Consider the following 10,420-nt stretch of genomic DNA (forward strand, 5'->3'; position numbering starts at 1 on the left):
ATCGTGCTCTACAAGGAATCCAAGGATCACAAAACAATCGAGCTGCCTTAGTGGTAGTTCAAAAAGTCCGCTTCCCATCACGAAGTAGGTCAAGAAGCTTACTCGACATCGAATATTGAATTCAGGCGAAACTTCCGGTGCTCACGTAGCTACCACTACGCTCCGCTCCTCAGTTTCTACCTTCATCCAATCTTCTCGGTGCTGAAAACCGGACTTTTTGAACTCTTATTTAAATTACTACAACGGTGCTGGAGGTGATCGGCGTGATCAAAGTTGGCATAATGGGCGGCACTTTCGATCCCATCCATATTGGTCATCTCATCGCAGCCGAGTCGGCGATGGCAGAGTGCAGGCTGGATGAAGTATGGTTTATTCCTACTTCTTCTCCGCCGCTCAAATCGGGCGCGCCAGGCGCATCCGAGAATGACCGCTACGAGATGGTAGCCGCGGCCATCGCTAACCAGGATCGGTTCCGCGTGCTGGATATCGAGCTGCGCCGGGGTGGCACCAGTTATTCCATCGACACGGTGCAATCGCTCAGGGAGCAACATCCCGATCACTCCTTTGCTTATATTATCGGATCCGACCGCATCAACGACTTGGCTAAGTGGCATAGAATCGAAGAGCTTGCCGAGCTCGTGACGTTTATCGGCCTCTCCCGGCCGGAGACGACGGCAACGCCGGAGCTGCTGCCGGAGGAGCTTCGCTGCCGCATAACATTTGCGGAAATGCCGGCGATCGGCATTTCGTCGACCGTGCTTCGCGAACGGCTGGCGGCAGGGAAGTCGATCCGTTATCGAGTGCCGGACGCGGTATACGCAATGATTAGGAGGCATGGTTGGTATGGATCGACAAGAGATGATCGATAGAGTGCGCGCGGAGATGCCGGAGAAGCGGTGGCTGCATACGGAGGGCGTTATGGCGACAGCCATCGTGTTGGCGGAGCGGTACGGCGAGGATCCTCAGCGGGCCGAACTGGCGGCGATCCTGCATGATGTGGCCAAGTTCTGGCCCGTCGACCGCCAAGCGGCCGTCATTCGCGATAACGCACTGTCATCCGACGTACTGGACTATGACAAGGAATTGTGGCATGCTTTGGCAGGCGCATGGGTTGCGCAGCGGGAATACGGCGTAACGGATCCGGAGGTATTGGATGCGATCAACTATCATACTTCCGGCCGCCGAGGTATGACGAAGCTGGAGAAGGTGGTCTGGCTTGCCGATTACATCGAGCCGGGAAGAAATTTTCCCGGCGTGGACGATATCCGCGCGCTCGCCGAGCAAAGTCTTGATCGGGCCGTTCTTGCGGGGCTGGACGGCACGATCGGCGTATTGATCGCCAGAGGCAAGCGGATCTATCCGCTAACGGTGGAGGCGCGTAATGGATTAATCGAGGAATTGTCGGGCAAATCATAATAGAGGAAGTTCAAAAAGTCCGCTTCCCATCACGAAGTAGGGCCAATCAAACAAAACGATGACGCGTTTGCTAGGCGAACGCCAAAGGAGGCTCGTGAATGACCGTACATTCCGATGAATTGATGAAAATCGCGGTAGATGCCGCAGAAGATAAAAAAGCCGTGGACGTCATTGCGCTTAATCTTAAGGAAGTGTCGCTGGTGGCGGATTATTTCGTTATCTGCAGCGGCAACTCCGATACGCAGGTGCAGGCGATCGCGACGGAGATTCGCAAGCAAGCCGAGAAAAACGGGGCAAGGGTACGCGGTCTCGAAGGCATGGATACGGCAAGATGGGTGCTGATCGATCTCGGCGATGTGATCGTCCACGTCTTCCACCGCGAAGAACGCGAATATTACAGCCTGGAGCGGCTGTGGTCGGACGCGAAGGTCGTGGAATTCGCATGACGCTGACCGCTGGCACGAGACAGACCCTGCGCGTCGCAAGAGAAGTATCGCCTTACGGCTTCTTTCTGAGCGACGGCGAGTCGGAGGTGCTGCTGCACTATACGGAGCTGATCGGCTCCAAGCCGCATATCGATGATTCCGTCGACGTGTTCATCTATTACGATTCCGAGGATCGCATCGCCGCGACAATGAAGCAGTCGCTGCTTCATCTTGGAGAGCTGGCGCGGCTTCGGGTGGTGGACGTGCATCCCCGGCTGGGCTGCTTCCTGGAGATGGGTCTTAGCCGTCACCTGCTGCTGCCGCTCTCGGAGCTGCCGGAGAGCATCCCGTATCGTCCGCTTCCTGGAGATGAAGTATACGTCACGATGCGCCATGACAAGATCGGCAGGCTTGTCGCCAAGACGGCCTTCGAGGAAGAGTTGTCGCCGCTCGTTTTCTCTGCTCCCGCTACGTGGAAAAATAGCTGGGTGGAGGGCTGGGTGACGAAATCGCTTCAGATGGGCTCTTTTGTCATCGTGGACGGCGGAGTCGTCGGCTTCGGCGTGTACGGGCTTATTCCGAGCCCGGATCGAACGAGGGCGCTTCGTCTCGGCGAACGCGTACGAGCCCGCGTCACCTTTATTCGGGAGGATGGCAGAGTCAATTTGTCGATGACGGAGCGCAAGGAAGTTGGCCGCGTCGAGGATGCTGACCGTATTTTAGCGTTCCTTAAGGAACGCCCTGGCGGGGCTATGCCATACTCCGACGAGACCGAGGCGGAGCTCATCAAGAAACGTTTCGGGATTAGCAAGTCCGCCTTCAAGCGGGCGCTTGGCAAGCTGATGCGGGAAGGTATCGTGACGCAAAAGGGGAGCTGGACTCATCTGGCTACCGAGCAGGAGGAGTCCGGTGCAGCCGGCGGTGCAACTCGCGAAGAAGGGACTGAAGGCAAGTGATCATGGGGCAATCCTACGGACAATTCGCGCTCGTTTATGATCAACTGATGGAGGATATGCCCTACGTAGATTGGCTCGGGTTCGCCCGCGAGAGCTGGTCGCGTTACGGCATGCCCTCCTCTGTTGTGGATCTGGGCTGCGGAACGGGGAGCTTGTCCATCCCGCTTGCGCGTTCGGGCTTCCATGTCTACGGCATCGATCTGTCTTCGGACATGTTATCCGTCGCCAGGAGCAAGTGGGACGAAACGCCCGAGCAGGCTGTACGGCCTCGTGCGGGCACGATTCGTTGGCTGCAGCAGGATATGCGGGACTGGGGGATCGGAGAGCCCGTAGACTCCGTCTTGTCGTTCTGCGATTGTCTTAATTACTTGACGGAGGAAGCCGATATCGAAGCTGCATTTCGAGCGACTTACCGGGCGCTTAAGGACGGAGGATCCTTTCTGTTCGACATGCATCCTCCGTCCCAACTGATCCGATACGCAGCGGAGCAGCCGTTTGTCCTTGACGAGCGGGATATCGCCTACATATGGACATGCGATTTCGAAGAGCAGCGCTGCCAGATCGAGCATAACTTGACGATCTTCGCGCGAGAGAAGGACGCCCGGTTCTACCGCTTCGAGGAAACCCACCATCAGCGAGCTTATGACCCCCAGTGGGTCGTTGCGGCTCTGCGCCGCGCGGGGTTCCGCACGGTGGATGAATACGCGGATTTTGAGTTTAAGCCGCGCAACGCCGGCTCGGAGCGTCTATTTTTTGCCGCGGTCAAGTAATCGCAAAGTTTCGCTCAGAATCAACAACAAGCCTCTATCAGCGCTTTTTTAGGCGCGGGCAGGGGCTTTGTTGCTGTTCGCGAACATCCACTTGCGACGATAGTTCGAACGTCCTGTTTTTTGGATGCTATTCATATCTAGTGTCGAAATGTCGATATTGGTAAGCATGTGCCAAATTGCAGAGCGAGGTTCCTGCGTGGTCGATTATTCCCTCAATGCATCCATAAGTCGACTGTTCATCGGCGACCCCGATGCCGGCTTGCGGGATGCGGAACGGCGTAATTTCCGCAGCTCCTCTTCCAGCCTGGATGCCTTGGATTCCAGTTCTTTTATATAGGCAAACACGTCCGTTGCGTCCATGCCGGACGCTCTCTGCATGTCCTTAAGCGCCGACAACACCTCTTCGGATGTCAGTTTTCTCATAATTTCAACCCCCATTATACCTATAAAATGTCACTATCCCATCATAGTCTTATCTGTTAAAATAGTCGAGCATGTCAAAAAAAATAGATTAATAAGATCTCCATAATTTTCATTGACTATACCTATATCTTGATGTAAAATCAGAAACATCAACTACATATTGATGGTTTAAGGGCTTATGAGATCTACCAATGGTATATCGCAACGAGGCGCAGCTGCCCGCTGTAAAGGGGTAGAAGCGCTTTTTCATTGCTAAAAATCAGTAGGGGAGCTGGCATGCGATGTTAGTCGTCTATGACTCGAAGACAGGAAACGTGAAGCGGTTCATCAACAAGCTGAATATGCGATCGGTGCAGATCGACGAAGATACGGAGATCAACGAACCGTTCGTGCTCGTCACTTATACGACGGGATTCGGTCAGGTGCCGGAGAAGGTAAACACGTTCCTGCGGAACAATCATGGACTGCTTCGCGGCGTATCGGCAAGCGGCAATCGGAATTGGGGGAGCGGCTTCGCCAAGAGCGCGGATACGATCTCCACGCTGTACGATGTGCCGGTCATACTGAAGTTTGAGTTGTCGGGAACGAATCGGGATATGCAATATTTTGTCGAAAGGGTGCGTGCCATTGAAGCTATTTGACGAACTAAGCACAGATACGAAAGCGATGGGAGCGACGGCGACCCTAGCCGAAGCCAAGGCCGAAGTGAAAAGCGATACGAAGCAAACAGACATGAAACATATCGAATTGAACAATCAGTTGATGCAACGCGGAGCTGACGGGTTCTACCAGTTAGAGAAAGACAAGGAAGCGGTCGAAGCATTTATGGCCGAAGTGGAGCAGAAGAGCATGAAGTTCGGCTCGCTGCGCGAGAAACTGGACTACCTCATAACGAACGACTATTACGATGATGTATTCGTTAAATATACATTCGAGCAAGTGGAGGCCGTCTTCAACTTAACGGCAAATAGCGGTTTCCAATTCCAGTCGTACATGGCAGCTTCGAAGTTCTACAAGGACTACGCGATGAAGACAAACAACAAGGCGCATTACCTGGAGCAATATCCGGACCGCGTCGCGATTGTAGCCTTGCATTTGGGCGAAGGAGATGCCGACCGCGCGCTTCGCATCGCGGAAGCGATGATCGAGCAGCGCCTGCAGCCGGCGACGCCGACGTTCCTGAACGCGGGCAAGAGCCGCCGCGGCGAGATGGTATCCTGCTTCCTGCTGGAGATGGACGATTCTCTCAACTCTATCAACTACGTGCTGGGCACTTGCATGCAGTTGTCCAAGATTGGCGGGGGCGTGGCGGTCAATCTCTCCAAGCTTCGCGGACGCGGCGAGCCGATCAAAGGCGTGGAAGGCGCGGCCAAAGGCATCATGCCGGTGCTCAAGCTGATGGAGGACGCATTCTCCTACGCGGACCAGATGGGCCAGCGCAAAGGCTCCGGCGCGGGTTATTATAATATTTTCGGCTGGGACATTATTGAGTTCCTGGATTGCAAAAAAATTAATGCAGACGAAAAATCGCGTATCAAGACGCTGTCGATCGGACTCATTATCCCGAACAAATTTTACGAGCTGGCTGCCCAGAACAAGCCGCTGGTCGTATTCGGTCCCCATTCCGTGCATAAGGCTTACGGCCAGCATCTGGATGACATGGACATGGACGAGATGTATGATGAGCTTCTCGCCAACGACAAAGTAACGAAAAAAACCGTGATGAACGCTCGCGACATGCTGACAAAGATTGCGTCCATTCAGCTGGAATCCGGTTACCCGTACATCATGAACAAGTCCAACGCCAACCGCGTACATGCGCTTAAAGATATCGGCAGCGTGAAGATGTCCAACCTGTGTACGGAAATCTTCCAGCTGCAAGAGACATCGGAAATCAACGATTACGGCGTGGAGGACTTCATCCGCCGCGACATCAGCTGCAACCTGGCTTCCCTGAACATCGTGAACGTCATGGAACGCGGCAAGATCAAAGATTCCGTTCATGTCGGCATTGAAGCTCTTACGACGGTCAGCGACCTGTCGAAGATCGACAACGCGCCGGGCGTGCGCAAGGCAAACGACGAGCTGCATTCCGTCGGTCTCGGCGCGATGAACCTGAACGGTTACCTGGCGAAGAACAAAATCGCTTACGAAAGCGACGAAGCGAAGGAATTCGCGAACGCGTTCTTTATGATGATGAACTTCTACTCCCTGGAGAAAAGCATGGAGATCGCGAAGGAACGCGGCGTCACGTTTAAGGACTTCGACCGTTCCGAGTACGCGAAAGGCACTTACTTCACTCGTTACATGGAGACGGACTATCGTCCGCAATCCGACCGCGTGAAGGAATTGTTCCAGGACATGGAGATTCCGTCTCCGCAAGATTGGGCGGAGCTCAAGGAGAAGGTGCAGCGTCACGGCTTGTACCATGCATACCGTCTGGCGATTGCGCCAACGCAAAGCATCTCCTATATCCAAAATGCGACATCGAGCGTTATGCCGATCGTCGAGCATATCGAGACTCGAACATATGCGAACTCGACAACGTATTATCCGATGCCGTACCTGTCGCAGGATAACTTCTTCTATTACAAGTCGGCGTATAACATCAACCAATTCAAGCTGATCGATCTGATCGCGGAGATCGGCCAACATATCGACCAAGGCATCTCCACCGTTCTGCACGTTAACAGCAACGTGACGACCCGCGAACTGGCGCGTTTCTACGTCTACGCCGCTCAAAAGGGCCTGAAGTCGCTGTACTATACAAGAACGAAGCGCCTGTCTGTCGAAGAATGCACAAGCTGCGCCGTTTAAGAGGTCGTCAAAAAGTCCGCTTCCCATTACGCAGTATGCCAAGAAGCATAGTCAACGTCGAATATTGAATGCAGGCGAAACTTCCGGTGCTCACGTAGCTTCCACTACGCTCCGCTCCTCAGTTTCTACCTGCCTCCAATCTTCTCGGTACTGAGAACCGAACTTTTTGAACAGGAACTTTAAAGCGCAGCTTCACCCTGCGGGTGGATCGAACCCGCGACTATGTAGCCAAGAAGGAGCATGCCTACTTATGAAAGCCGTTAACTGGAACCGCCCGGACGATGATTTTACACTGACCTTCTGGCAGCAGAACGTCATGCAATTCTGGACGGACGAAGAAATTCCGTTATCTGACGATAAGATGGATTGGATGGCGATGACCGACGAAGAGCGTACGCTCTACAAGAACGTGCTGGGCGGCCTGACGCTGCTCGATACGATTCAAGGCGGCGTCGGCATGCCTAAGATACTTGAACATGTGGACGGTCTGCAGCGCAAGGCGGTATTGTCCTTCATGTCGATGATGGAACAAATCCATGCCAAGTCGTACAGCAGCATCTTCACGACGCTGGCATCCGGCGAAGAGATCGATGCGATCTTCCGTTGGGTGGAGGAGAACCCTCAACTGCAAAAGAAAGCGAATATGATCGCTACCTGGTATTCCAACATAACGACCCCGCAAGAGCTGTACAAGGCAATGGCTGCTTCCGTATTCCTGGAGAGCTACCTGTTCTATAGCGGCTTCTTCTACCCGCTTTATCTGGCGGGACAAGGCAAGATGACGAGCAGCGGCGAGATTATCGACCTGATCCTTCGGGACGAAAGCATCCACGGCTTGTACGTCGGCGTACTGGCTCAGGAGCTGTTCGCGACGTTCACGCCAGAGGAGCAGGCTACGCTGCAAGCGCAAGTTCTTGCGCTGCTGCACGAGCTGTACGAGAACGAGGTTATCTATACGGACGACCTGTACGGTCCGATTGGCTTGGAGGACGAAGTAAAAACCTACGTTCGTTACAACGCGAACAAAGCGCTTATGAATCTTGGCATGGAGCCGTATTTCCCGGAAGAGCCGGTCAATCCGATCGTCTTTAACGGCATCAGCACACATACGAAGCAGCATGACTTCTTCTCGAAGAAGGGCAACGGCTATGTGCGGACGATTCACGTCGAACCGCTGAATGACGACGATTTTGTATTCAATTTCTAACTACATTCATATACTCATTCATGTCATCGCTCTCGAATAAGCCTTGCGGCTATGCGAGGGCGATTGTTGCTAAAAAGGCTTGTGACCCACCTCAAAAAGTTCGTGTAACTACCTCAAAAAGTTCGAGTTCAAAAAGTTCGGTTCTCAGTACCGAGAAGATTGAAGGCAGCTAGAAACTGAGGAGCGGAGCGTAGCAGAGCTACGTGAGCACCTGCAATGTTTCCGAAGGAAACATACTTCGTAAGCATCTGCTTAGGTTCGGCTGCGTTCAATATTCGAAGTCGAGTAAGCATCAAGGAATACTCCGTAATGGGGAGCGGACTTTTTGAACTACCTCTAGAAAGGAGCTTGGAGAATGAAGTCTATTGCCGTTCTACAATTGGCACAGCGGTTCAAGCTGGAGGTGCTTGCAGGCGCCGAACGATTGGACCGCAGGATCGCGAAGTCCCGCGCTTATCGACCGGGCCTTGAGTTCACCGGGTATTTCGACTTTTTCCCGCAGGCGCATGTCCAGGTGCTGGGGAGGAAGGAGATTACGTACCTGCACAGCCGGACGGAGGAGGAACGAAACCACCATATCGGCAATATCGTCAAATATCATCCGCCATGTTTCGTCGTGACGGCAGGCCAGGAAGGACTCAAGTATTTGACCAAATATTGCGAGCAAGAAGGCATTCCGCTCTTACGGACGAAAGATGCGACGGCGTCCTTCTTGGGCATGCTCGAAGCGTATCTCGTCAAGGAGCTGGCGCAGGAAATCGCGGTGCACGGCGTCTGCCTGAACGTATCGGGCATCGGCATTTTGCTGCGGGGCAAGTCGGGCGTGGGCAAAAGCGAAACGGCCCATACGCTGATCCGGCGCGGCCATCGCCTTGTCGCCGACGACATCGTCGTGCTCAAGAAGCTGAGCCCGCAGACGCTGCTGGGCAGCCATAACGAGAAGTCCAAGGAGTTTCTCGCGCTTCGCAGCGTCGGGCTCGTCAATGTCGTCCGGCTGTACGGACGCAAGGCTTTCCAGGACGAGACGCGGATCGCGCTGGACATCGAGCTTACCAAGTGGCGCGACAACGAGCTCAACAACGATCTGGAGCTGGAGCCCAAATTCGTGGATTACATGGGCGTCAGCGTGCCGCACTTCGAGATTCAGCTTCAGCCCGGCCGGGATGTGGCAGGACTCATCGAAGCCGCGGCGAACAATTGGTATTTGAAGCAACAGGGCTACAGCGCGATGGAGGACTTCATGCAGCGGCTGCAGCAGCAGGACGATTAAGGAGTCTAAATAGGATAGTCCGACTATCCATCGGTCTTGAGACATGTTACACTAAGGGAGTCAGCCCATTTTCCATCTGTCACAAGTTCACCCGAGTCAAAGGCGTTTCATCCGCCTGGCTGGTCAAGTTTTGCTCGACAAAACGTGAAGGAGGAAACAACGTGGAAAATTGCTCAATCGTCACAAAGCCTGCCCTCAATGTGGTGGGCATCAGTTACAGCGGCCCGTATTCGTCCTTCCCGGATGATGCCATCAGGCTGCAGACGGAGATTCTGTCGCGCAAGCACGAATTAAACGAAGCCATCAAGGGGACTGTCATCTATTGCCCTTATTATGGTAACGAAGCATTCGCGACGTATTGGGCTTGTTATGAGGTGCAGCATCTGGAGGAAGTGCCTCCCGGCATGGTGCAATGGACGATTCCGTCCAGGCGGTATGCCATGGTAGCCAGCTCCAATAAGCGGGTCGGAGAAGGATACGAGCAGCTGAATACTTGGATGGCCGAGCAGAAGCTGGAGAAAGAAGAACGCGCCGTATCGCTGGAGCTGTTCTATATCGACGAGCAGCATTGGGAAGAGGAGCCGGTCGAGCTGCTAATTCCGCTGCGGGATGAAGATCATTAAATGACTATAAAGAGCTTGCAGAAGCAGGTTCTTTTTTTTCTGCGATTATAGTTGGTTGAAGAAGGAGTTGCGACAAAGTGAGCAGGCCGATCTATGTAGTAGACGCATTTACCCGTATTCGATACGGGGGAAATCCAGCGGCGGTATGCATCTTAGAAGACGCCATAACGGACTTGGAGATGGCCGCGATTGCAGCGGAGATGAATTTGTCCGAAACGGCGTTCGTGCAGCAGCAGGATGGCGGAGAATACAGTCTGAGATGGTTTACGCCGCAGGCGGAAGTGGAGCTGTGCGGCCATGCAACCCTTGCCGCCGCGCATGTGCTGTGGGAGAGCGGACGGTTGGAGGCGGCAAGGGAGGCGGCGTTCAACACGCTTAGCGGGAGATTAACCGCCATACGCAATGGAGAAGATGGCACAATTGCCATGGACTTCCCCGCCGAGCCGCCGCTGCCGGTGCAAGCGCCGCAGGAGCTGCTGGAAGGGCTCGGACTTATTCCCCGTTATGTCGGGC

General features: G+C 54.0%; 12 protein-coding genes. 11 read left to right on the top strand and 1 reads right to left on the bottom strand.

What is annotated here, in order from left to right; genetic code table 11:
* The first annotated feature begins 266 nt into the window (after positions 1-266).
* From nadD to PAT3040_RS02805, 5 genes are all read left to right on the top strand, one after another.
* A complete protein-coding gene (gene nadD / locus PAT3040_RS02785; protein ID WP_108991573.1) occupies positions 267-869 on the top strand; it encodes a nicotinate-nucleotide adenylyltransferase in 603 nt (200 codons plus the stop codon).
* The gene (yqeK, locus tag PAT3040_RS02790) at positions 844-1,416 is read left to right on the top strand and encodes a bis(5'-nucleosyl)-tetraphosphatase (symmetrical) YqeK (RefSeq protein ID WP_108991457.1); all 573 of its coding nucleotides are present in this window, start codon (positions 844-846) and stop codon (positions 1,414-1,416) included. Before nadD ends, yqeK begins: the two co-directional genes overlap by 26 nt.
* 98 nt (positions 1,417-1,514) lie before the next feature.
* Complete coding sequence (gene rsfS, locus PAT3040_RS02795; RefSeq protein WP_108991458.1) at positions 1,515-1,862, top strand: ribosome silencing factor; 348 nt, start codon at positions 1,515-1,517, stop codon at positions 1,860-1,862.
* Positions 1,859-2,797 carry a CvfB family protein gene (locus PAT3040_RS02800; RefSeq protein WP_108991459.1) on the top strand — a complete coding sequence of 313 codons (939 nt, stop codon included), beginning with the start codon at positions 1,859-1,861 and terminating at the stop codon, positions 2,795-2,797. Before rsfS ends, PAT3040_RS02800 begins: the two co-directional genes overlap by 4 nt.
* Positions 2,798-2,799: 2 nt before the next feature.
* Complete coding sequence (locus tag PAT3040_RS02805) at positions 2,800-3,567, top strand: class I SAM-dependent DNA methyltransferase (RefSeq protein WP_108991460.1); 768 nt, start codon at positions 2,800-2,802, stop codon at positions 3,565-3,567.
* A gap of 204 nt (positions 3,568-3,771) precedes the next feature.
* Here the strand turns inward: PAT3040_RS02805 and PAT3040_RS02810 are convergent, their stop codons facing one another.
* Positions 3,772-3,990 (bottom strand): hypothetical protein, encoded by a 219-nt coding sequence (locus PAT3040_RS02810; RefSeq protein ID WP_087571054.1) that lies wholly within the window; start codon positions 3,988-3,990, stop codon positions 3,772-3,774.
* 281 nt (positions 3,991-4,271) lie between these two features.
* On the opposite strand from PAT3040_RS02810, the gene nrdI reads away from it, so the two are divergent.
* The 6 genes from nrdI to PAT3040_RS38320 form a co-directional block, all read left to right on the top strand.
* Positions 4,272-4,631, top strand: coding sequence for a class Ib ribonucleoside-diphosphate reductase assembly flavoprotein NrdI (gene nrdI / locus PAT3040_RS02815; RefSeq protein ID WP_087571055.1), 360 nt, complete (start codon positions 4,272-4,274; stop codon positions 4,629-4,631).
* 91 nt (positions 4,632-4,722) lie between these two features.
* Positions 4,723-6,807, top strand: coding sequence for a class 1b ribonucleoside-diphosphate reductase subunit alpha (gene nrdE, locus PAT3040_RS02820; protein WP_108991574.1), 2,085 nt, complete (start codon positions 4,723-4,725; stop codon positions 6,805-6,807).
* Between the two features lie 250 nt (positions 6,808-7,057).
* Complete coding sequence (gene nrdF / locus PAT3040_RS02825) at positions 7,058-8,014, top strand: class 1b ribonucleoside-diphosphate reductase subunit beta (protein WP_108991461.1); 957 nt, start codon at positions 7,058-7,060, stop codon at positions 8,012-8,014.
* A gap of 355 nt (positions 8,015-8,369) precedes the next feature.
* The gene (gene hprK / locus PAT3040_RS02830; protein ID WP_087571057.1) at positions 8,370-9,284 is read left to right on the top strand and encodes an HPr(Ser) kinase/phosphatase; all 915 of its coding nucleotides are present in this window, start codon (positions 8,370-8,372) and stop codon (positions 9,282-9,284) included.
* A 161-nt stretch (positions 9,285-9,445) separates the two neighbouring features.
* Entirely contained in the window at positions 9,446-9,907 is a 462-nt protein-coding gene (locus PAT3040_RS02835; RefSeq protein ID WP_108991462.1) for a GyrI-like domain-containing protein, read from the top strand.
* Positions 9,908-9,984: 77 nt separating this feature from the next.
* The coding region (locus tag PAT3040_RS38320; protein WP_258234799.1) for a PhzF family phenazine biosynthesis protein at positions 9,985-10,420 on the top strand (436 nt) is incomplete at its 3' end.

Origin of the sequence: Paenibacillus agaridevorans (assembly GCF_003112455.1) — a bacterium.
GTDB lineage: Bacteria > Bacillota > Bacilli > Paenibacillales > Paenibacillaceae > Pristimantibacillus > Pristimantibacillus agaridevorans.

Excerpts from the sequence above, each read along its gene's own strand:
- yqeK (WP_108991457.1), top strand. The coding sequence starts at position 844 with ATGGATCGACAAGAGATGATCGATAGAGTGCGCGCGGAGATGCCGGAG.
- rsfS (WP_108991458.1), top strand. The coding sequence starts at position 1,515 with ATGACCGTACATTCCGATGAATTGATGAAAATCGCGGTAGATGCCGCA.
- PAT3040_RS02800 (WP_108991459.1), top strand. The coding sequence starts at position 1,859 with ATGACGCTGACCGCTGGCACGAGACAGACCCTGCGCGTCGCAAGAGAA.
- PAT3040_RS02805 (WP_108991460.1), top strand. The coding sequence starts at position 2,800 with ATGGGGCAATCCTACGGACAATTCGCGCTCGTTTATGATCAACTGATG.
- PAT3040_RS02810 (WP_087571054.1), bottom strand. The coding sequence starts at position 3,990 with ATGAGAAAACTGACATCCGAAGAGGTGTTGTCGGCGCTTAAGGACATG.
- nrdI (WP_087571055.1), top strand. The coding sequence starts at position 4,272 with ATGTTAGTCGTCTATGACTCGAAGACAGGAAACGTGAAGCGGTTCATC.
- nrdE (WP_108991574.1), top strand. The coding sequence starts at position 4,723 with ATGAAACATATCGAATTGAACAATCAGTTGATGCAACGCGGAGCTGAC.
- nrdF (WP_108991461.1), top strand. The coding sequence starts at position 7,058 with ATGAAAGCCGTTAACTGGAACCGCCCGGACGATGATTTTACACTGACC.
- hprK (WP_087571057.1), top strand. The coding sequence starts at position 8,370 with ATGAAGTCTATTGCCGTTCTACAATTGGCACAGCGGTTCAAGCTGGAG.